Raw genomic sequence first — 21314 nt, 5'->3', positions numbered from 1 at the left:
GCTTGCCCAAAAGCCTAGTAAGGCTATAGGAATAGCAGGCCGCATCCGCCGTCCCGCAGGAGTCGTCCGTGAGCACCTCCGTGTCCGTTCCGCCGGCTCCCGCCGGTGCCGATCCGGGCCTGGGGGCGCCGAGCGCTGTCCGTCCCGCCCCGGCCGCGCGTGGCGGGCGCCGGCGTCGCCTGGTGTTGCGGCTCGTCTCGCTCGTCGTGCTCTACGTGCTCTGGGAGGTCGCCGCGCGGCTGGTGCGCAACCCGACCTTCATCCCGGCCCCGGCGGCCGTCTGGCACCAGCTGATCGTCACGTCGTCCACCCACGACGGCATCCGCGGCTACAGCGGCCACCTGCTCATCGAGCACCTCGGCGTGAGCCTGCGGCGCATCCTCATCGGCTCGGCGATCGGCATCGGCGGCGGCCTGGTCCTCGGCATCCTGATGGGAACGGTCGGCTGGTTGCGGGTCGTGGTCGAACCCGTCGTCACCTTCGTCCGCGCGCTGCCGCCGCTGGCCTACTTCAGCCTGTTCATCATCTGGTTCGGCATCGACGAGACGCCCAAGCTGTGGCTGCTGTCCATCGCCGCGCTGCCGCCGGTCGCCGTGGCCACCGCCGCGGCGGTCTACTCGGCGCCGACCGGGCTGGTCGAGGCGGCCCGGGCGCTGGGGGCCGGACGCTGGCAGACCACCCGGGACGTGGTGCTGCCGAACGCGTTGCCCGAGATCTTCACCGGCGCGCGGCTTGCCGTCGGCGTCGCGTACTCCTCGGTCGTCGCGGCCGAGACCATCAACGGCGTCCCCGGGATCGGCGGGCTGATCCGCGACGCCCAGCGCTACTCCCAGACCGACGTGGTCGTGCTCGGCCTGTTCGCCATCGGCCTCTCCGGCCTGCTCATCGACGCCCTGCTGCGGACAGCCGAGGACCGGCTGATCCCGTGGCGCGGCCGTAGTTAAGGAACCTCCGTGAAGAAACTCCTTTCCGTTCTCGCCGCCGCTCTGCTGCTCGCGACGGCCGCCTGCGGCGACGGTGCCGCCAGCGGTGGTTCCGGGTCGGCGGACAAGACCATCCGGCTCGCGTACCAGGCGTTCCCGAGCGGGGACCTGATCGTGAAGAACCAGGGGCTGCTGGAGAAGGCGCTGCCGGACTACAAGATCACCTGGACCAAGTTCGACTCCGGCGCCAGCATCAACACCGCGTTCCTGGGCCGCAGCATCGACATCGCGGCGATCGGGTCGAGCCCGGTGGCCCGCGGGCTGTCCGCGCCGCTGAACATCCCGTACCAGGTCGCGTTCGTGCTGGACGTGGCCGGTGACAACGAGGCGCTGGTCGCGCGCAACGGCAGCGGGATCACCGACGTGGCCGGGCTGCGCGGCAAGAAGGTGGCCACGCCGTTCGCCTCCACCGCGCACTACAGCCTGCTCGCCGCGCTGAACAAGGCCGGGGTCAAGGAGTCCGAGGTGACCATCGTGGACCTCGAGCCGCAGGACATCCTGGCCGCCTGGACCCGCGGGGACCTGGACGCCGCGTACTCGTGGCTGCCGTCGCTGGACGAGCTGAAGAAGAACGGCAAGGTCCTGATCAGCAGCAAGGAGCTGGCCACCGCCGGCAAGCCCACCCTGGACCTGGGCGTGGTCAGCACCGCGTTCATCCAGGCGCACCCCGAGGCGGTCGACGCCTGGCGCAAGGTCGAGGCACAGGCCCTGGACATCATCGCCAACGACCCGGCCGCGGCGGCCAAGGCGGTCGGCCAGGAGCTGAACCTCAGCCCCGCCGACGCCCAGAAGCAGCTCAGCCAGGGCGTCTTCCTCAAGCCCGCGGACCTCGCCTCGCCGGAGTGGCTGGGCACCGAGGCGCAGGTCGGCAAGCTCGCCGAGAACCTGGTCAGCGCCTCGGAGTTCCTCAAGAGCCAGCAGAAGATCGACGCCGTGCCGGACCTGGCCACCGTGCGGAAGTCCATCTACGTCAAGGGACTGCCCGATGTCCTCAGCTGAGGCCGCGGTCGAGCTCGACGGCGTCCAGCACTCCTACGGCGACGTCACGGCGGTCGGGCCGGTCAGCCTGACCGTGCCGGCCGGGGAGTTCCTGGTGCTGGTCGGCGCGTCGGGCTGTGGCAAGAGCACGCTGCTGCGGCTGATCGCGGGCTTCGAGCAGCCGACTCTGGGCACGGTCCGCACCGGCGGGACGGCTCCCGTGCCGGGCCGCGGTGCGGGCCTGGTCTTCCAGCAACCACGGCTGTTCCCGTGGAAGACCGTGGGCGGCAACGTCGAGCTGGCCCTGCGCTACGCCGGCATCGCCGACCGCGGCGAACGGGTGGCCGAGCTGCTGGCCGGCGTCGGGCTGCACGACGTGGCCCACCGGCGGACCTGGCAGATCTCCGGTGGCCAGCAGCAGCGGGTCGCCATCGCCCGGGCGTTGGCCGTGCCGAACCCGTTGCTGCTGCTGGACGAGCCGTTCGCCGCGCTGGACGCGCTGACCCGCGAGCGGCTGCAGGAGGACCTGCGCCGGGTCAGTGCCGACACCGGCCGTACGTGTGTCTTCGTCACCCACAGCGTCGACGAGGCCGTGTTCCTGGGCAGCCGGGTCGTGGTGCTCAGCGCGCGGCCCGGCCGGGTCGCCCTGGACCTGCCCATCGACCTGCCGCGCACCGGCATCGCGCCGGACGAGCTGCGCGGGCTGCCCGCGTACGCCGCCCTGCGCTCGGAGATCGGTCACGCCGTCCGTGCGGCGGCCACCGTAGGAGAAGGAGTGTCCGCATGACCGCGACCGCAGTGGGACTCGACCTCGAGGCGCTCGGCCCGCACTTCGGGTCGGTGGTGCACGGGGTGGACCTGGGCGCCGCGACCGACGAGCAGCTCGTCGCCGTACGGGCCGCCCTGGTGGAGCGCAAGGTGCTGTTCTTCCGCGACCAGCGCCTGGATGACGACGGCCAGGTCCGGCTGGGCCGGCGGATCGGCGAGCTCACCGCCTCACACCCGGTGGTCGGCGGGGTCGACGCCGCGCACCCCGAGGTGTACGCGCTGGACAGCACCGACAACGGTTTCGCCGACGTGTGGCACACCGACGTGACGTTCATGCGCCGCCCTCCGCTGGGCTCGATCCTGCGCGCCGTCACGCTGCCGCCCAGCGGTGGTGACACCAACTGGGCCGACTCGCAGCTGGCCTACGACTCGCTCAGCCCGGCGGTCCGGGACCTGGTGGACGGGCTGACCGCGGTCCACGACGGCACCCGCGAGTTCGGCTACTACCTGGCCCAGCGCCGCGGCGGCCAGGGCAACGAGTGGGACGGCGAGGTCGTCACCCGGCTCGACCCGGTGGAGCATCCGGTGATCCGGGTGCACCCGGAGACCGGCCGCAAGGGCATCTTCGTCAACCCGGGCTTCACCTCGCACATCACCGGGGTGTCGGAGTTCGAGAGCCGGGCCATCCTCGACCTGCTTTACGCCCACCTGACCAAGCCGGAGCACATCGTCCGGCACCGCTGGCGGGCCGGCGACGTGGCGATGTGGGACAACCGCAGCACGGCCCACTACGCCAACCGCGACTACGGCACCGAACGCCGGGTCATGCACCGGATCACCCTGCGCGGCGACGTCCCGGTGGGACCCGGGCGCCGCTGAGCAGGTGGCACGATGGCCGGATGACTCTGGACCTGTTCGCGGGCGTCCCGGTCCGTGACTACACCGCCGCGGCGGCCTGGTACGAGCAGCTCCTCGGGGAGCCGCCGTCGTTCCTGCCGAACGACACCGAGGCGGTCTGGGAGCTCGCGGAGCACCGTTTCCTGTACATCGAAGTGCTCCCGGACCGGGCCGGGCACGCCCTGCACACGGTCTTCGTCAGCGACTTCGACGACCGCCTGGCCGCGATCGCCGAGCGCGGCCTCACGCCGGCCCACAGCGAGACCTACGAGAACGGCGTGCGCAAGGCGATCTTCCGCGATCCGGACGGCAACGAGATCGGCCTCGGCGGCGGCCCGCTCTGAGGTCACCGCGGCTGCGACGCGGCCGCGGTGACCGGGTCCCGGCGCGGACGGCGCAGGCGGTTCTCCGCGTACGCCATGCCGACCAGCACGATCACACCACCGGCCACAGTGGTCGGAGTGATCCGCTCGCCCAGCGTGATCGCCCCGACGACGACCGCCGCGATCGGGACGAGGTAGTTGACCGCGGAAGCCGTGGTCGCGCCGACCTCACCGATGAGCCGGAAGTACAGCACGTACGCCAGCCCGGTGCTCAGCACGCCGAGCAGCACGATGCTCACCGTCACCCGCGGCGTGAGCGACACCGCACCCCACTGCAGGAACGGGCTGACCGCCGCTTGCAGCACCACGGCCATGGACAGCTGGCCGGCGGCGAGCGACATCGGCGCGAGGTGCCGCGGCGACAGGAACTTGCGGACGTAGACGAAGCCGGCGGCGTAGCTGACCGCCGCGCCGAAGCACGCCAGCTCCCCGCCGGCCGAGCCGCCTCCGGTGCGCCACGGCGCGATGACCACGACCAGGCCGGCGAAGCCGACCAGCAGCCCGATCAGCTTGCGCGCGGTGGCGCGTTCCTCGGCCAGCGCGAAGGCCGCGACCGAGAGGGTGAGCAGCGGGGTCGCGCCGACCAGCACCCCGGCGATGCCGGCGCCCGCGGTGCGCTCACCGTAGGAGAGCAGCAGGAACGGGATGACGTTGCCGAACAGGGCGGCGGCGGTCAGGTGGCCCCAGACGGCGGCACCGCGCGGCAGCCCCACCCGTCGGATCGCCGCGATGCTCAGCAGCACCGCCGCACCCAGCACCAGCCGGGCCAGCACGAGCTGCGCGGGGGAGAGGCCGGCCAGGGCCTCCTTGATGAACGTGAAGCTGCTGCCCCAGAGCAGCGCCAAAACCACGAAGCGAATCTTCATGGTTCCATCCTCGAAGTGCGGGGGCTCCGACGTCCACCAGGTGTTTCTAAGCGCTTTTGTTAAGCAGAAATGAAAGATTGCTCCAACTCGGCGGCGGCCCGGCGGAACGCCTCCACCACCGGCCGCAGGTGCGGCGCCTGCTCGGCCGCGTGCCGCAGGAACACCGAGACCTGACGCGCCGGCTGTTGCGCTCGTGGCGCCCGTACAGTCAGGCCCGGCGCCTGGCCGGCGCCGCACATCCGGGGCGCCAGCGCGACGCCGTGCCCGGCGCGGACCAGGGCGAAGACCGAGACGTAGCTGTCCGCCGTGTGCGCGGTCCGGGGCGTGAAGCCGGCCAGCGCGCACTCGCGCAGGGCGATGTCCCGGCACAGCCCGGCCGGCGGCACGATCCACTCCTCCTCGGCCAGGTCGGCGAGACATAGGTCGGCGGTGGCCGCCCGCGGATGACCGGACGGCAGGATCACGTCGAGCGGGTCCACCAGCAACGGCGTACGGGTGAAGCGCGCGTCGTCCGCTCGTACCTCTCCGTCCAGCCCGACCACGACGTCGGTCTCGTCACGCAGCAGCCGGTCGAGCGCCTCCTCGGTGTCGGCCTCGCGCACCCGCAGGGTGAGCCGCGGCGCGTCCGTCGCCAGGCGGGCCATCGCCGGCACCGCCAGGGCCGGCACGGCCGTGGTGAAGCAGTCGACCCGGACCGTCGCCGCCGCCCCGCTCACGTAGGCGTCCAGCTCGGTCTGGGCGAGCTCCAGCTGGGCGAACAGCCGGTCCGCGTGGCGCAGCAGCAACCAGGCGGCGTCAGTCAGCCGCACCCGCCGCCCGTGTGGCTCCAGCAGCGGCGCGCCGACGTCCTTGGCCAGCAGCGCGAGCTGTTGCGACACCGCTGACGAGGTCATGTGCAGCGCGGAGCCGACGGCGGTGACGGTGCCGCGGTCGCGCAACTCGCGCAACAGGCGCAGCCGCCGCAGGTCGATCTGTCCCATGCCCGCATCCTAGGCGCAGAATTTATATAAGCGCTGTTACAGTTTCCCGGTGCCGCCTCCCGATCTGCTCGACAGCAGCTACTACGGTCCGCTCTTCCGCCTGCTCGCCGACATGGACGCCGACATCGCCGGGCTGTACGCCGAGGCCGGCATCGAGGGGGTCCGGACCCGCTTCGTCGGCCCGATGATCGAGCTCGGCCGCGGCGGCCCGCTGACCATCAAGGAGATCGCCGAACGCCGCAAGGTCAGCCACTCGGCGATGAGCCAGACCGTGGCGGCGATGCGCAAGGCCGGCCTGGTCGAGCCGGCCGACGACAGCGACGGGCGCAAGCGCCGGGTCCAGCTGACCGCCCGTTCCCGCGAGCTCCTGCCGTTCCTGCAGGCCGAGTGGCGGGCCACCGAGGCGACCGTGCTGGCCCTGGACGCCGAGCTGCCGTACCCGATCATGCGGGCGGTGGCCGACATCCAGGCCGCGCTGAGCGGCCGCCCGTTCGCCCAGCGGCTGCGCGACCACCTCGCCGGCGAGCAGTCGTGAGTGCCCTCGACTCCCTGGTCGACCTGCGCCCGCTGCGCGAGAACCGCACGTTCCGCCGGCTCTGGCTGGGCACCACCGCCTCCGGCCTCGGCGGCCAGTTCGGCGGTTTCGCCGTCGTCTACTACATCTGGGAACGCACCCACAGCGCCGCCATGGTCGGGCTGGTGGGCCTGGTCACCGCGATCCCGCTGATCGTCCTCGCGCTGGCCGGCAGTGCCTTCTCCGACCACGTCGACCGGCGGCGGCTGGCGCTGGGCTGCTCGTACGGCCAGCTGCTGATCAGTGTGGGGATGGCCGGGGTGGCCGCTTCGGACGTGGGCGGCGTACCGCTGATGCTGGTCCTCACCGGCGCGGCCTCCGGGCTGGCCGCCCTGGGCGGGCCGGCCAAGCAGACCTTCACCCCGGTGCTGCTCAGCGGGCACCGGCTCGCCGCCGGCCTGGCCCTGAACCACCTGTCCTTCCAGCTCGCCATGCTGCTCGGCCCGGCCGCGGCCGGCCTGGTCACCGCGCAGTGGGGAACCACGTGGTGCTTCGTCATCGACGCGGTCACCTTCGGCTTCGCGCTGATCGGCATCGCCGGCCTGCCCCGGGGAGTGCAGGGCGCGACGGGACGTCCGGGTGCGGCGGCGGTCCGCGACGGTCTCGCGTTCACCGTCCGCACCCCGCAGGTCCGGGGCGCGTTCCTCGCCGACCTGGCCGCGACGTTGCTGGCCATGCCCGTGGCGCTGTTCCCGGTGATCAACGAGGAGAGATTCGGGGGCCGGCCGGAGATCCTCGGACTGTTCATCACGGCCGTCGCTGTCGGCGGGGTGTTCGCCTCGGTGCTGTCCGGTCTGGCCACCCACCGCCGCCACCCCGGGACTGTGCTGCTGGTCTGCGGGGCCGTCTGGGCGGTGGCGCTGGGCCTGGTCGGGCTCAGCGGCCACCTGCTCGTCGTGCTGGGTCTGCTGGCGGTGGCCGGCGGGGCCGACACCTGGGCGGTCGTGTCCCGGGGCACGGTGGTGCAGACGGTGACGCCGGCCGCCTACCGGGGGCGGGTGGCCTCCCTCGAGCACATCGTCGGCTCGGCCGGTCCGCAGCTCGGTAATCTGCGGGCCGGCCTGGTCGCGACGGTGACCTCGGGCGGCGCGTCCCTGGCCATCGGAGGAGTCCTCGGCGTCGTCGCGACGGGCCTGATCGCGCTGACGACGCCCGCGCTGCGCCGCTTCACCGTCGAGGACCGGGCCACCGAGCCGGTGCCCTGACCGGCCCGACCGGCCCGACCGCACCCGGCCCAGCCGGCCGGGCCCGGTGCCGGCCCGATTGGGCCGGCCGGCGCCGGGCGGTTCCGTCCACCTCAGTGCTGGCCGGCCTCGGCCGGCGGGCGCCGGGCCGGCCCCGCCGCCGCGTAGGCGACCAGCCCGCCGAGCGCGAGCAACGCCGCCGTGAGGTTCGCGGCCGTGCTCGCCGGAGGCTGGGACTGCCACGTCAGGACCTGGCCGAGGACCGGTTCCGGACGGGGGAACAGAGCCGCGGCCAGCGTCCAGGCCAGCGGCAGGAACCAGGCCCGGGCAGTGCCCATCGTGGCCGCGGCCAGGGCGGTCAGCCCCAGCAGCCCGGCCGCGTCACGCACCACAAACCACCCGGGCCCGAAGCGCGCACCGGTCGCCAGCGTGACCAGCAGCAGCACCACGACGACCACCGATGCCATCAGCAGGTGCGCGACCCGTCGCCGCGGCCACCGCAACGCGGCCGTGCCCTCCAGCGCGTCGTCCGGGCCGCCGAGCGTGGCGGTCAGCGCGACGACCAGCAGCAGCACGGTCAGGACGACCATCTGGAAGCCCACCTCGCGCGTGTTCGAGAACACCGACCACAGTGACCACATCAGCACCGCGAGGCCGCCGGCCGCGGCCAGCGCCATCGGGGCCCGCCGGGAGCGCAGATAGAGCGTCAGCCACCTCATCGCGCGGTCCCCGCGAGCAGCCCTTCGCCGACCGAGCAGCTCAGCGCGGCCCGGCGCAGCGCCACCACGCGCGCTTTCGCCTCGTCCTCGGGCAGCTGCCGCAGGCTCTGCCACAGTTGCACGGCACTGTTGTGCACCTCCGGGTCGGACATCTCGTCAGCCACCGGCTCGCGTCCGATCAACCACGAGGCGGCGGCGAGCCGCTCCGGCCAGCCGGCCGACTTCTCACATCCGGGTGGGCTCCCGAAGGCTCCGAACACCACTTCCGCCGGTGTCGCGGATGGTGCCAGGACGTGACCGTCCGGGCCGGTCTCGAGCCGGAGCAGGGCGACGTCCTCACGCCACGCCGGGTAGACGTCCGGGTACGTGGTGGTGTCCTCGTGCACCTCGGTCGGGCCGCCCGGCAGTTTCGCCAGGACGGCCAGGCCCTCGCGGGCCTTGGGGGTCACCTCGGCGAGCAGTCCGGAGTGGACCCGGCTGACACACACCCGCGGCTGGTCGTCGGTGCAGACCAGGGCCCGCGCCACCGGGTCGATCGCGTCCGACACGAACCTGTTCCGGTGCGGCATCACGGCTATGGCCAGCGACGCGCCCAGCACCACCGGCAGCAGCGCGGCCACCCGGATCCGCCAGCCGCCGGACGCGAACAGCAGCACGGCGGCGACGGCCAGCGCGGCCAGCCAGACGGCCTGGGCGGCGCTGACCCGGCCGGGCACGGTCGCGTAGGCACCGGGCATGTTCATCTCGTAGATCGGCGAGAACACCAGCGCCAGCCACCCCCGGGGCCGCGTCGCGGCCGGGATCAGCAACAGCAGCGCCAGGCCGGCCACGCCCAGCGCCGGGGCGGTGATGAGCGAGGGCAGCAGGCGGCCGACCGCCAGGCCGACCCAGACCGCCGCGACCAGTGCCAACACGCCGACGGCCGTGACGGCCAGGGCGGCCGGCGGGAAGTACCGCGCGGTGCTGACGATCCACACGGCGCCCGCGATCCCCATCGCCAGGTAGCCGCCCACCACCGCGACACCCATCGCGCCGAGCGTCGGCACGGTCCGGTGCGCTCGCGGGCGAGGCGTGCTGCCGAACAGCTCCTCCACGTTGGACCGGTACTCCCGCCGGGCCTGCCAGGCACCGGCAGCCAGCGCCAGCGGCCAGAGCACCGCCAGGTAGAGCCGCTGCGTCATGGCCAGCTGCATCCAGCCGGTGGAGAAGCCGATCCCCTCGGCGAAGAAGAGCAGCAGGGTGCCGGCCACCGCCAGGGCCAGGGCCGACCCGAGCGCCGCCGAGCGGCGCAGTTCGATACCGAGGATGCGGGTCATCGGCCGGCCTCCGCCCGGTGCCGGCGCAGCAGCGCGGAATAGCCGCGCTCGGCCGGGCTGTCCCCGGCGTCGCCCTGGCCGCCCTGCGTCATGAGGTCGTCCGGCGTGCCCTGATAGACCAGCCGTCCCTCGTTCATCAGGACGACGTCGGTGCAGGCGACGACCACGTCCTCCACCAGGTGCGTGGAGACCAGCACGCAGCTGTCGACGCCGAGATCACGCAGCAGTTCGCGGAAGTCGAGCCGCTGCTCCGGGTCGAGCCCGACGGTGGGCTCGTCGAGCAGCAGCACGGCCGGGTCGTTGACGATCGCCTGGGCGATGCCGGCCCGGCGCAGCATGCCGCCGGACAGCGTCTTCATCCGCGCGCCGGCCTTGGCCGTGAGCCCCACCCGGTCGATCGCCCGCTGCACCGCGCCCGGCACCGCCGGCTTCGGCATCTCCTTGAGCCAGGCCATGTACTCGACGAACTCCCGGACCGTGAACCGGGGATAGAAGCCGAACTGCTGCGGCAGGTAGCCCAGGCCGCGGCGGACCCGGCGCAGATCGGCCCGGCCGTCGACCGCCTCGCCGAGCAGCGTCAGCCGGCCGCCGGCGGGCCTGACCACCGTGGCCAGTGCCCGCATCAGCGTGGTCTTACCGGCGCCGTTCGGACCGAGCAGGCCGTGCACCCCGGTGCCGAGGGCCAGGTCCAGCCCGTCGACGGCGAGATGCCGGCCGGCGCGCACCCGCAGCTCCTGGGCATGGACCGCCCAGGGGTGGGTGGTGGGAGCCGTCTCGTCCGCGCTCACCGTACGCATCATCAATCCTCCGAAAGTAGGGGCGGATGCCCGGGAGCTCAGTTGTGGCTGGACAGCCGGCGGAAGCTGTCGGCCCGCAACACGGCGAGCCCGGCCAGCGTGAGGGTGAGCAGCGCCCACCCGGGAGAACTGCCCGCTCGCAGCACCGCCGGCAGTTCGGCGGTGACCACGGCCGGCACGATCACGGCCAGCGCCCAGGCCGCGCCCAGGCCGAGAGCGGCCAGGCGCACCCCGACAAAGGCGCCCAGGGCGATGGTCGCGGCGGTGAAGGCCAGGCACGGCAGCAGCGTCAGGGCCAGCGAGGTTCCGGTACGGGTGCTCGCCAGCGCCAGCGCCGGCACCACGACGGCCAGCACCCCGGCCGTACGCCGTAACAGCATCGTCAGCCCGGCCGCCGGCGTACCCGCGATCAGTTCCCAGGCCGGGTCGTGACGCCGGCTCCACGCGATCGCGACGCCCGGCAGCGGCGCCACCGGAGCCAGCAGCGACACCAGCGACGGCATCCCGGGCGCCAGCGCCTGGAGCAGCACCGCGCAGGCCAGCACCGCGACCGTCATGGTGAGCCACGGCATCAGATGCCAGACCACCCACCGGTGCCGTGCCGCCGACCAGCGTGGCCGGCGCACCGGGGCCGGACCGGCGGCGATGCCGTCGTCCAGCCCGGCGGCGACCCGGGCGAGCAGGCTCCGGGTGTCGTCGGCCGTGCTGCCGGCCACCAGGGCCCGGCAGTGCGCGCACCCTTCCAGGTGCACCTCGACCGACCACACCGTGACCTCGTCGAGCTCGGCCGCCGGGTCGGCGTAGCGGGCGATCACCGCGGGGTTCGGATGGGTCGTCATGAGAGCGCCTCCCGCAGCGCGAGCCGGGCCCGCCGGGCCCGGGATTTCACCGTGTTCTCCGGTACGCCCAGCAGCAGCGACGTCTCCCGCACCGAGAAACCGTCGAGCACCATCGCCTGCAGCACCTGCCGCGCCTCCGGTGGGAGCACGAGCAGGGCGTGTTCCAGCTCCTGACCGACCCGGGCGGCCATCACCTCGTCCTCGGCGGCCGGCGCGACCGTCTCGGTGAGCGCCACCGCCGGGAGCTGGTTCTGCCGGGCCCGGCGCCGGAACGCGTCGACGAGGCGGTGGGCCGCGATGGTCCACAGCCAGCCGATCCCGTTGCCGGAGGTGGCGGACCCGGCGAAGGTGCCCGCGGCCCGCCACACGGCGAGGTACGTCTCCTGCATCACGTCGGCGACGACGTCCTCGTCGGCGCACCGGCGACGCAACCGGGCGAGCAGCCACGGCGACGTACGCCGGTACAACTCGTCGAATGCGCCCCGGTCACCGGCGGCGGTGCGGCGTACGAGGTCGTCCTCGCCGGCCGCGTCCAAGCTTCGTCTCACACCCAGCAAGACGAAAGATCACCGCCCGCGGTTCTCCAGCGCGTGTGACATGAGTCACTGCTGGCGGCTGATCACCGGCCCGCGTCGCCGGGGCGGTCGCGCAACTGGATCTCCGCGCTGTTCTGCAGGAAGCTCTGCTGCGACACCGGCACCAGCACCGCGTCGCGGTGGAAGCCCGGCAGGTCGGTCGCCCCGCAGCTGATCATCGTCGCCTTGAGCTTGGCGATGGTCAGGGCCACGTTGTCGTAGAGGCTGCCCGCGTACGGCACGTAGCCGTCGACGCCCTCCTCGAAGGTGAGCCGGCTGCCACCGCCGTGCTCGTAGCGCGACACGTTGCGGGCCCGGTTGGAGCCCTCACCCCAGTACTCCTTGAAGAACTGACCGCCGACCCGGACCAGCGGCGACGGGCTCTCGTCGAAGCGGGCGAAGTAGCGGCCCAGCATCACGAAGTCGGCGCCCAGGGCGAACGCCACCGCCATGTGCGCGTCGGTCAGCAGGCCGCCGTCGCAGCACAGCGGCACGTACACCCCGGTCTCCGCGGCGTACGCGTCCCGCCCGGCGACGACGTCGATCAGCGCCGACGCCTGCCCGCGCCCGATGCCCTTCTGGTCGCGCGTGGTGCAGATCGAGCCGCCGCCGATGCCGACCTTGACGAAGTCCGCCCCCGCGTCGGCGAGGTAGCGGAACGCCCGGGCGTCGACCACGTTGCCCGCGCCGATCCGCACCTGGTCGCCGTAGGTGTCCCGGACGAACTTCAGGGTGTCGGCCTGCCACACCGAATAGCCGTCGGAGGAGTCGATGCAGAGCAGGTCCGCGCCCGCTTCGACCAGCGCCGGGATGCGTTCGCGGTAGTCGTGCGTGTTGACCCCGGCGCCGACCCGGAACCGCTTGTCGGCGTCGATGGACTCGTTGCGGAACCGCTTGTGCAGCTCGTAGTCGCGGCGCAGCACGATGGACTGCAACAGCCCGTCGGCGTCGACCACCGGCAGCACGTCGAGGCGGTGGTCCCAGATCAGCGTGTTGGCCTCGGAGAGCGTGATCGAGAGCGGGGCGGTGACCAGATCCTGCGCCGGGCGCATCCGGGAGTCGACCGGGCTGCCGAGGTCGTGCCGGTGCGGATGGAAGTCGTCGGTCGAGATGAGCCCGACGAACCGCCCGTGCGGGCTGCCGTCGTCGGTGACCACCGCGACGTCCCGTTCGGCCGACTCCAGCAGGAGCGCGACCTCGCCGAGGGTGGCCGACGGCTTGATGTTGATGTCGGAGAACCGGAAGCCGGCCTTGTGCCGCTTGACCGCCTGCACCATCGCGGCCTGGGCGGCCACCGGCTGGTTCTGGTGCACGAAGCTGAGCCCGCCGCACTGGGCGAGCGCGATGGCCAGCCGCGGCGAGGACACCGCGCCCATGATCGCGCTGGTCAGGGGAGTGGCCACCCGGATGGCCGCGGGCTCACCGACCCGGTGGCGCACCAGCGGCGCGCCGAGGTCGACATTGTCCGGGGTGCAGCCGGCGGTGGTGAGGCCGGGGACGAGCAGGAATTCGTTGAGCGTTCGCGACACTTCGTCGAGGATCTTCACAAGGCTCCTGAGCAGTGGGCCGGGCCGACATAAAGGTACGAACCTAGCAGCCGGCCGGTCCTCAGGGGCGCGCTGTCGCCCGGTCGAGGACGTCGTCGGCCGGGCAGCGGCCGCGCAGCACGTACCGTTCGGTGAAGTCGGCGACCGCGTCCCGCAGCTCGCGCGAAATCCCCTGACGGGCCAGTGACGCGTACGCCGCCACGAAACACTCCCGTGCGACCGCCGCCAGCTCGGGATCGGTGAGAGCGTCGCGGGCGGCGCGCTCCCAGAGCCGGGGCGTGCCCGCCAGCGCCCGCGTCGCCGCCTCCGCCTCCGTGGCCGCCTGCGGGTCGTCGAGCAGCGCGGCGATCACCGCGAGCGGCACCCGCCAGCCGTGGCCGGGCTGCCGGTCGGCCACGTCCAGCTCCAGGTGCCCGCGGGCCGCCACCGGGGGCCGCAGGCTCGCCAGGTGCCGGGTCAGGTCGGTGACGGTGGGCCGGTCGCCGGGCCCGGACCGGCTCCACGCCCGCAGCGTCCGGCCCGTTCCCGCCACCGGCGCGTCCAGGACCAGGGCCGTCCAGGCGCCGCGCGGGTCGGGGCCGGCCGGTGCGGACGGCAGACCGCGGCGCAGGGCCTGGCGGGTGCTGCGCCAGCCGGAGGGCCGGCCGTGCCGCAGCGGTGCGTTGGCGAACGCCGCGGCCAGCACGGGTGCGAGCGCGTGGGCCAGATTCCACCGCCGGCGCAGCCCGAACGGCCCGTCCCCGTCGGTGCCCGCCTCCAGCGCCACCCGGATGCCCGCGGTCGCCGTGGCGTACGTGTCACCCGCGGCAATCGCCGGGTCGACGGCGTCGGCGGCCTCGGTCAGGACGGCGATCCGGTGTCCCGCGATCAGTGGGTGCGGCATCGGCAGGTCCTCGGCCATCCGCTCGGCGCAGACCTCGATGCCCGGCGACGGCGGGCCGCTGACCACCGCGATCCGCGGCGAGCGGGCGCCGAGCAGGCCGTGCCGCAGCGGCGGGCGTTCGCGCAGCGAGCCGACCAGCGAGTCCGGCAGCCCCGGCTCGTCGAGCAGCAGGTCCACGGAGAGGCCGACGAAACCCGGGAGCCCGGGGGTGAAGGCGTGCTCGGCCACCAGGAGCTCGGCGGCCGGTTCGGTCAGCGATATCACGCGGCGCTCCCGGGTCGATGCGGAATCCCATCCTACTCACCCGACAGGAATTGTGGGCCTTAGGGCCGGCGGTGATCGAGGGCCACGAAGCGGTAACCGCGGGCTTTCAACGCCGGGATCACCGTGCGCAGGGCGGTGTAGGTCTGCGAGCGGTCGCCCCCGCCGTCGTGGCAGAGCAGGATCTGGCCCGGCCGGGCGGCCAGCAGGCGCCGGGTGATCGCCGCGACGCCCGGGCGGGACCAGTCGCGCGGGTCATCGCTCCAGTCGAGCGGGACCATCCGGGCCTTGGCCGCCGCCCGCAGCAGCGTCGGTGACCAGTCGCCGCCGGGGGAGCGGAACAGCGCCGGGGCGTACCCGGTGGTGTCGTAGATCTTCTCCTGGGCGCGGCTGAGCTCCCGGCGCAGGTGGCGCTCCGGCCGGCGGCCCATCTTGGTGGGATGGCTCCAGGTGTGGTTGGCCACCTGGTGGCCGTCGCGGACCACGCTGCGGGCCACCGCCTCGTGCCCGAGCACCTGGTTGCCGATCATGCAGAACAGTGCGGGCACGTGGTGCTTGTCGAGCAGCCGCAGGATCTTGGGCGTCCACACCGGGTGCGGCCCGTCGTCGATGGTCAGCGCGACCGCGTCGGACGGGAACGCCGGGCCGGGCAGCACGCGCCGGTAGTCCTTGAGGGTGAACACCGGCTCCTTCAGCGGCCGCAGGCCGGCTGCCGGCGGTTTCCCGGACGGTCGCGGTGCCGCCGGTCGCGGCGAGGTGGTGGCCCGCGGCGACGGTACGCGCGCAGCCGACGCCGACGCCGAGCCGGCCAGCACCAGTGCCCCGGCCAGTCCGGGCCCGGCCCGCAGCAGGCGCCGCCGCGAGATCGCCGGCTCCCGCGCACTCGCACCGTCACTGTCCGTTACGGGCGGAGGGGACGGTTCGCGCTTGAGGAAGGAGGGACGATGGATGATCATGTGACAGAAAGCTACCAAGGACGGACAAGGTCGCCCGTACGCTCGCTGAGGTGCTGATGCACCGACCTGATCACCGATGAGCCCTCGCCGACCGCCGCCGCCACCCGCTTCATCGAGCCCAGGCGCACGTCACCGGCGGCGAAGACCCCGTCCAGGGAGGTCTCGTACGGCAGCCGCGAACCGCCCAGCGCCACGTCGGTACGGATGAAGCCGTCGTCGTCGCGTTCCACCTCGGCCGGCAGCCACCCGGTCGCCGGCCGCGCGCCGATGAAACAGAACAGGCCCCGGGCCGGCGCCTGACTGACCTCACCGGTCGCCGCGTGCCGCAGCGTCACCGTCTCCAGGTGCTCGCCGCCGTCCACCCCCGCGATGACGGTGGACGAGGCCACCGTGATCACCGGATGTGCGTCGATCCGGTCGACCAGGTACTGCGACATCGACTCGGCCAGCGATTCGCGGCGGATCACGACGGTCACGCGCGTGCACCGCCGGGCCAGGAACAGGGCCGCCTGCCCGGCCGAGTTGCCGCCGCCGAGGACGAACACCGGGCCGCTCGCGCTGAGCCCGGCCTCCAGCTCGGTGGCGGCGAAGTAGATGCCCGCGCCCTCGAGCCGGGTCCAGTTGTCCAGCGGCAACCGCCGGTACTGCGCCCCGGTCGCGACCACGACCGTACGGGCCGCCAGCCGCGGGCCGGCCCCGAGCAGCAGGGTGAAGCCGTCCGGCTGCCGCTCGATCCCGGTGATCCGGCACGGGCTGTTGAGCCGGGCCCCGAAGCGCTGGGCCTGGATCGTCGCCCGGGTGGTCAGCTCGGCGCCGGAGATGCCGTCCGGGAAGCCGAGGTAGTTCTCGATCCGCGAGCTGGTGCCGGCCTGCCCGCCCGGCCCGGTCGCGTCGAAGACGGCCACCCGCAGCCCCTCGGACGCGCCGTAGACGGCCGCGGCCAGCCCGGCCGGACCGGCCCCGATCACCGCCACGTCGTAGAGCAGGTCGTCGCCGGGCAGCTGGGCCAGCCCGAGCACCTCGGCGAGCCGCCCGGGCGTGCAGCGCAGCAGCACCCCGCCAGGATGCACGACCACCGGAAGATCCGCGCGGCCCGCCCCGGCCGAGGCGAGCTCGTCCGGCCCGCCGTCGGCGTCCGCGTCGACCCACCGGTACGGGATGGTGTTGCGGTTCAGGAAGGTCCGCAGGGCCAGCGACGCCTCGGACCGCTCGGTGCCGATGATCTCGAAAGGCGCGTCCCGGGCCCCGGCCAGCCGCAACCGGCGCCGGGCGATCATGGCGGTGACCAGGAGATCGGCCAGATCGGTCTCGCGGTCCAGCAGCTCCCGCAGCCGGTCCAGCGGCACGGCGACCAGCTCGCTGTCGACGGCGGCCCGGGCCGTCACGTACGGCCGCTGCCCGGTGAGCAGGTTGAGCTCGCCGACGAAGCCCCGGGCCCCGAACCGCGCGAACTCCACCTCGTTGCCCGGCGACTCGTCGCCGACCACGATCTCGCCGGCGAGCACGACCAGCAGGTCGTTGCGCGCGTCGGCCGGGCTGTAGACGACGGCACCGGCCGGCACCCGGCGCGGCCCGCCGTAGGCCCGCAGCGCGGCGAGCTGCTCGTCGGAGAACCGGGGATCGGCGGGATCCGGGCCCGCTGCGGTGCTGGTCACCGGCCAAGCATGCCCGGCCGCCCCGGCCGCCACCAGAGCGCGTCCTGGAGTTCTCCCAGGGTGACGGCGAGGCGACGCAGCCGGGTGAGAGTCACTGCCGCCTCTTCGCTGCCGCCGTGGGCCGCCTGGTGATCCAGCCAGCCGCCCTGGGCAGCGACCCACCCGCCGAAAACCCACGGTTCGCGGGGCACGACCACGGCACGGCTCTTCTCGTACGCCCGCAGCGCTGCCCGGAAGGCATCCGGATCTCCGCCGCCGAAGTCGAGCGCGACCGCGACCGCCTCCCGCACCGCGCAGACCGGCCCGGCCGCGTCCCAGTCGATCGCGAGCAGCACACCGTCCCGGCGCCGCAGGGTGTTCTTCGGGTCGAGGTCACGGTGGCTGTCCACCACCGGCACCCGCTCCGGCGCCCGGGCCACGGACTCCGCGAGTGCGGCGATCTCGGCTCCCCACGCGCCCGCCTCCCAGGCCGGCTCCGGTGGCCGGTCCCAGCGCTCCTGCCCCGCGGCATGGATGCCGGCCAGCAGCGTGGCCGCCTCGACGGGAGAGCCCGCCTCGGCCGAGCTCTCCACCCAATGGTGCACGCGCACCAGCGAGCCCCCGATCGGCGCCAGAGCCCGGCCGGTGGCGGGATCCGGGACCGGCTCGGCATGGGCACTCCCTCCGCCCAGGCGCGCCGCTCGACGGCGTACGACGCCTCCACGTTGGCGGTGAAGTCCGGGTGGCCGGCGTTGGTGACCATCCGCTTGACCGCGTACGGCCCGCGCCCGGTGACCACGCGCCACAGCTCGTTCGACAGCCCGCCGGGCACCGGCACGGGAGGGATCGTGGGGGTACCCCGCCACGGGGTTTCAGCGGGTGCGGTGGCGCAGCTGCACCTGCATGGCCTCCATCAGCTCGGCGCTGGTGAACGGCTTCTCCAGCAGGTGCACGTCGGCGCTGAGCGTGCCGTGCGTGGTCAGCACCGGCTGGGCGTACCCGGACATGAACAGCACCCGGGTGTCCGGGCGTTCGGCCACCACCGCCGCGGCCACGTCCTTGCCCAGCATGCCCGGCATGATCACGTCGGTGAGCAGCAGGTCGATCCGGTGCGGGTACGCCTTGGCGCGCCGCAGCGCCTGCACGCCGTCGGCCGCGGTCAGCACGGTGTAGCCGGCCCTGCGCAGGATGCGTTCGGTCACCTCGCGCAGCGCGTCCTCGTCCTCGACGACCAGGACGGTGATCCCGTGACCGTCGACGACCACGGGTGGCGGCTGGCTGGACCCGGCCGCCACCGCCGCGTCGGTGACCGGCATCAGCACCGTGATCGTGGTGCCCAGGCCGGTCTCGGAGTAGATCTGCACCGTGCCGCCGGCCTGGGTGATGATGCCGTAGACGGTGGCCAGGCCCAGCCCGGTGCCCTGGCCGCTGGGCTTGGTGGTGAAGAACGGGTCGAAGGCCTTGTCGATGACGTCCTTTCCCATCCCCGTACCGGTGTCCGACACCCGCAGGCGCACGTAGCGGCCCGGGCTCAGGCCCGCGCGGCCGGCGGCGTGGTCGGCGTCGACCGACACAGCCGCCGTGTCGATGGTGAGGTGGCCACCGCCCGGCATCGCGTCGCGGGCGTTGACCGCGAGGTTGACCAGCACCTGTTCCAGCTGTCCCGGGTCGGCCATCACGGCGGGCAGGCCGTCCGCGGTCTGCACGGCCAGCGTGATGTGCTCGCCGATCGAGCGCTGCAGCATCTGGTGCACCTCGGTGACCACGGTGTTGACGTCCAGCGCCCGCGGGCGGATCACCTCGCGGCGGGCGAAGGACAGCAGCTGGTGGGTCAGGTCGCTGCCGCGCCGGGCGGCCCGGGCGATCTGCTCGGCGTCCTGGGCGAACGGCGTGCCGGCGCCGTCCTCGACGATGAACGCGGCGTAGTTGAGGATGACGGCGAGCAGGTTGTTGAAGTCGTGCGCGACCCCGCCGGCGAGCTGTCCCAGGCTCTCCAGCCGCTGGGTGCGCTGGAAGCGGGCCTCCATCTTCTGCTGCTCGGCCTCCGCGCGCAGGGCCTGCTGTTCGGCCTCGACGGCGAGCCGGTCGGTGATGTCGCGGACGGCGGCCACCACGATCAGCCCGTCGCCGGTGTCCAGGGCGCTGCAGGAGATGTCAACCGGCAGGTCGCCACCGTCGCGGCGACGGGCGATCCGGGTGGCCCAGCCCTGTGTGGTCGAGCCCTGGATGGCGCCGGTGAGCCGCTCGGTGTCCAGCGGGGTGGAGTCGCCCCCGGTACGCAGGAGGGTCGAGGCCGCGGGCAGGCCGTCGGGCAGCAGCCGCCGTACGGCCATGTGGGTGAGGTCGTGCCGGGGATAGCCGAACATCCGTTCCGCCTCGGCGTTGACCAGCACCACGTGACCGTCGGCGTCCACGCCCAGCAGCGCGTCCGGGGCCGCGTCGAGCACGGCCTGCACCCGCGCCTCGGCCTGTTCCCGGTCGCTGATGTCGCGGGCCGTGGTGGTCACGCCGACGATCGTGCCGGTGGCGTCGCGCAGCGGGGAGACCAGCAGCGACACCGCGATCGCCGATCCGTCGGCGTGCAGCCGGTAGGTGCGGTACCGGTCCAGCCGGCCGCCGAGGCGCACCAGCGCCAGCACCTCGTCCTCGTCGACGCGCCGGTCCGCGGGGATGATCCGGTGCACCGGGGAGCCGACCATCTCGGCGGCGGGATGGCCGTAGAGCAGTTCCGCCCCCGGGTTCCAGGTCAGCACCACGCCGTCCAGGTCGGTGGTGACGATGGCGTCGTGCGACGACTGGACGATCGAGGCCAGCAGCGCCCGGGCCTGCTCGGCCTCCCGGTGCGCGGTGTCGTCGCGGAGCACCGCGGTCACGTACATCTCGCCGCCGGGCGCGGCCACCGCCGCCAGCGACACCTCGACGGGGAAGACGCTGCCGTCGCACCGCCGGCCGCGCAGCGGCAGGCGGCGCAGCGGGGGATGGGCGCTGGCCAGGTAGCCGGTCCGGTGCTGCGGGTGCACGGCCCGGATCTCGTCCGGTACGAGCTCGTCCACCGACCGGCCCGGCAGGGTCCGCTCGGGATAGCCGAACATGCCGTGCGCCCGCCGGTTGGCCAGGGCGATCGTGCCGTCGGAGCGGACGATGATGACGGCGTCGGGCGCCTCCTGCACCAGCAGGCCGGTCAGGGACTCCAGCGGCTCCACAGTCCCCCCGTCCACCCGGCGCCCGGTTCACCACCCGCACGCGCGACACCCAACGTAAAATCATTTCCGGCAAAAGGGGCGATGTTTGTCGAATCGCTCGAACTTCGGGAGGCGACATGGTTGAGCCGGCGCCGCTTCCCGCCGGGATCGATCCGAACCGGCCCAGCCCGGCCCGGATGTACGACTACTTCCTCGGCGGCACCCACAACTTCGCCGCCGACCGGGTGGTCGCCGACCGCGCTGTCGAGCTGGTGCCCGAGGTCCCACTGATCGCCCGGGCGAACCGGGCCTTCCTCGGCCGGGCCGTCCGGTTCGCCGCGGGCCGTGGCATCCGGCAGTTCCTCGATCTCGGCGCGGGCATCCCGACGGCGGACCCCGTGCACGAGATCGCGCGGACGGTCCACCCGGACGCCCGGGTCGCCTACGTCGACCGGGAGCCGACCGCGGTGCTGCACGCCCGGGCGATCCTCGGCGACCATCCGGGTACGGCCGTGCTCCAGGCCGACCTGCGGCGCAGCCGGGAACTGCTCGGCGATCCGGCGCTGCGGGCCGTGCTCGACCTCACCGAGCCGGTGTGCGTGCTGATGGTGGCGGTGCTGCACTTCCTGCCGGACGGGCCGGAGCTGACCGGGGCGCTGCGGCACTACCACGACGCCGTGGCACCGGGCAGCGTCCTCGCGGTCACGCACGCCACCGCCGGCTCCCGCCACGAACAGCTCGAACGCTTCACGGATCTCTACCACCGCACCGGTACGCCGCTGGTCATGCGCGACCGGCCGGGTCTGGCCGCCCTGCTGGAGGGCTGGACCCCGGTCGCGCCGGGCATCGTGCACGGCCCCGAGTGGCACCCGGACCCCGGCACAGCGCCGGTGCCGGACCCGGCCTCGTACGCGACCCTGGCCGGCGTGTTCCTCCGGACCTGAGTGCCCGGGCGGGGTGTTCGTCCGGACCTGAGTGCCCGGGCGGGGTGT

The 21314-nt window shown here is 73.6% G+C and carries 21 protein-coding genes; 8 read left to right on the top strand and 13 right to left on the bottom strand.

The window, feature by feature from the left end:
* The first annotated feature begins 68 nt into the window (after positions 1–68).
* The 5 genes from ACZ6S4_RS07475 to ACZ6S4_RS07455 are packed head-to-tail and all read left to right on the top strand — an operon-like array spanning position 69 to position 3970.
* Positions 69–944 (top strand): ABC transporter permease, encoded by an 876-nt coding sequence (locus tag ACZ6S4_RS07475; protein WP_465474088.1) that lies wholly within the window; start codon positions 69–71, stop codon positions 942–944.
* A 9-nt stretch (positions 945–953) separates the two neighbouring features.
* Positions 954–1982, top strand: a complete 1029-nt coding sequence (locus ACZ6S4_RS07470; protein ID WP_465474087.1) for a taurine ABC transporter substrate-binding protein — start codon at positions 954–956, stop codon at positions 1980–1982.
* Positions 1969–2748, top strand: coding sequence for an ABC transporter ATP-binding protein (locus ACZ6S4_RS07465; protein WP_465474086.1), 780 nt, complete (start codon positions 1969–1971; stop codon positions 2746–2748). The genes ACZ6S4_RS07470 and ACZ6S4_RS07465 overlap by 14 nt, the downstream gene beginning before the upstream one ends.
* Entirely contained in the window at positions 2745–3608 is an 864-nt protein-coding gene (locus ACZ6S4_RS07460) for a TauD/TfdA dioxygenase family protein (protein ID WP_465474085.1), read from the top strand. Before ACZ6S4_RS07465 ends, ACZ6S4_RS07460 begins: the two co-directional genes overlap by 4 nt.
* 20 nt (positions 3609–3628) lie before the next feature.
* On the top strand, positions 3629–3970 hold the full coding sequence (locus ACZ6S4_RS07455; protein ID WP_465474084.1) for a VOC family protein: 342 nt from the start codon (positions 3629–3631) through the stop codon (positions 3968–3970).
* 2 nt (positions 3971–3972) lie between these two features.
* Here ACZ6S4_RS07455 and ACZ6S4_RS07450 read toward each other — a convergent pair whose 3' ends face one another.
* Positions 3973–4875, bottom strand: a complete 903-nt coding sequence (locus ACZ6S4_RS07450; protein WP_465474083.1) for a DMT family transporter — start codon at positions 4873–4875, stop codon at positions 3973–3975.
* A 59-nt stretch (positions 4876–4934) separates the two neighbouring features.
* Entirely contained in the window at positions 4935–5855 is a 921-nt protein-coding gene (locus ACZ6S4_RS07445) for a LysR family transcriptional regulator (RefSeq protein ID WP_465474082.1), read from the bottom strand.
* A gap of 49 nt (positions 5856–5904) precedes the next feature.
* Between ACZ6S4_RS07445 and ACZ6S4_RS07440 the strand changes: the two genes are divergently transcribed.
* Both ACZ6S4_RS07440 and ACZ6S4_RS07435 read left to right on the top strand, forming a co-directional pair.
* Entirely contained in the window at positions 5905–6390 is a 486-nt protein-coding gene (locus ACZ6S4_RS07440; RefSeq protein WP_465474081.1) for a MarR family winged helix-turn-helix transcriptional regulator, read from the top strand.
* Complete coding sequence (locus ACZ6S4_RS07435) at positions 6387–7634, top strand: MFS transporter (RefSeq protein ID WP_465474080.1); 1248 nt, start codon at positions 6387–6389, stop codon at positions 7632–7634. Before ACZ6S4_RS07440 ends, ACZ6S4_RS07435 begins: the two co-directional genes overlap by 4 nt.
* Before the next feature lie 92 nt (positions 7635–7726).
* On the opposite strand, the gene ACZ6S4_RS07430 is transcribed toward ACZ6S4_RS07435, so the two are convergent.
* The 11 genes from ACZ6S4_RS07430 to ACZ6S4_RS07380 all read right to left on the bottom strand — a co-directional run bounded on the left by ACZ6S4_RS07430 (position 7727) and on the right by ACZ6S4_RS07380 (position 20343).
* Positions 7727–8332 (bottom strand): hypothetical protein, encoded by a 606-nt coding sequence (locus tag ACZ6S4_RS07430; protein ID WP_465474079.1) that lies wholly within the window; start codon positions 8330–8332, stop codon positions 7727–7729.
* Positions 8329–9648 carry a hypothetical protein gene (locus ACZ6S4_RS07425; protein WP_465474078.1) on the bottom strand — a complete coding sequence of 440 codons (1320 nt, stop codon included), beginning with the start codon at positions 9646–9648 and terminating at the stop codon, positions 8329–8331. Before ACZ6S4_RS07425 ends, ACZ6S4_RS07430 begins: the two co-directional genes overlap by 4 nt.
* Positions 9645–10448, bottom strand: coding sequence for an ATP-binding cassette domain-containing protein (locus ACZ6S4_RS07420; protein ID WP_465474077.1), 804 nt, complete (start codon positions 10446–10448; stop codon positions 9645–9647). Before ACZ6S4_RS07420 ends, ACZ6S4_RS07425 begins: the two co-directional genes overlap by 4 nt.
* 35 nt (positions 10449–10483) lie before the next feature.
* Positions 10484–11284 carry a hypothetical protein gene (locus ACZ6S4_RS07415; RefSeq protein ID WP_465474076.1) on the bottom strand — a complete coding sequence of 267 codons (801 nt, stop codon included), beginning with the start codon at positions 11282–11284 and terminating at the stop codon, positions 10484–10486.
* Positions 11281–11832, bottom strand: a complete 552-nt coding sequence (locus tag ACZ6S4_RS07410) for an RNA polymerase sigma factor (RefSeq protein WP_465474075.1) — start codon at positions 11830–11832, stop codon at positions 11281–11283. Before ACZ6S4_RS07410 ends, ACZ6S4_RS07415 begins: the two co-directional genes overlap by 4 nt.
* Positions 11833–11903: 71 nt before the next feature.
* Complete coding sequence (locus ACZ6S4_RS07405) at positions 11904–13406, bottom strand: IMP dehydrogenase (RefSeq protein ID WP_465474074.1); 1503 nt, start codon at positions 13404–13406, stop codon at positions 11904–11906.
* Positions 13407–13467: 61 nt separating this feature from the next.
* Entirely contained in the window at positions 13468–14553 is a 1086-nt protein-coding gene (locus ACZ6S4_RS07400; RefSeq protein ID WP_465474073.1) for a glutamate-cysteine ligase family protein, read from the bottom strand.
* 59 nt (positions 14554–14612) lie between these two features.
* Positions 14613–15506: a polysaccharide deacetylase family protein gene (locus ACZ6S4_RS07395; protein ID WP_465474072.1), complete on the bottom strand. Its 894-nt coding sequence runs from the start codon at positions 15504–15506 to the stop codon at positions 14613–14615.
* 11 nt (positions 15507–15517) lie between these two features.
* Positions 15518–17161: an FAD-dependent oxidoreductase gene (locus ACZ6S4_RS07390; RefSeq protein WP_465474071.1), complete on the bottom strand. Its 1644-nt coding sequence runs from the start codon at positions 17159–17161 to the stop codon at positions 15518–15520.
* On the bottom strand, positions 17158–17751 hold the full coding sequence (locus ACZ6S4_RS07385; protein WP_465474070.1) for an aminoglycoside phosphotransferase/kinase family protein: 594 nt from the start codon (positions 17749–17751) through the stop codon (positions 17158–17160). Before ACZ6S4_RS07385 ends, ACZ6S4_RS07390 begins: the two co-directional genes overlap by 4 nt.
* A 261-nt stretch (positions 17752–18012) precedes the next feature.
* Complete coding sequence (locus ACZ6S4_RS07380; protein WP_465474069.1) at positions 18013–20343, bottom strand: PAS domain S-box protein; 2331 nt, start codon at positions 20341–20343, stop codon at positions 18013–18015.
* A 116-nt stretch (positions 20344–20459) separates the two neighbouring features.
* On the opposite strand from ACZ6S4_RS07380, the gene ACZ6S4_RS07375 reads away from it, so the two are divergent.
* Entirely contained in the window at positions 20460–21266 is an 807-nt protein-coding gene (locus ACZ6S4_RS07375) for an SAM-dependent methyltransferase (protein WP_465474068.1), read from the top strand.
* Positions 21267–21314 lie beyond the last annotated feature (48 nt).

This window comes from Actinoplanes sp. NPDC051405 (assembly GCF_055586185.1).
Note: the sequence above shows the minus strand (reverse complement) of the source record. Positions and strands in the feature narration are given on the sequence as shown.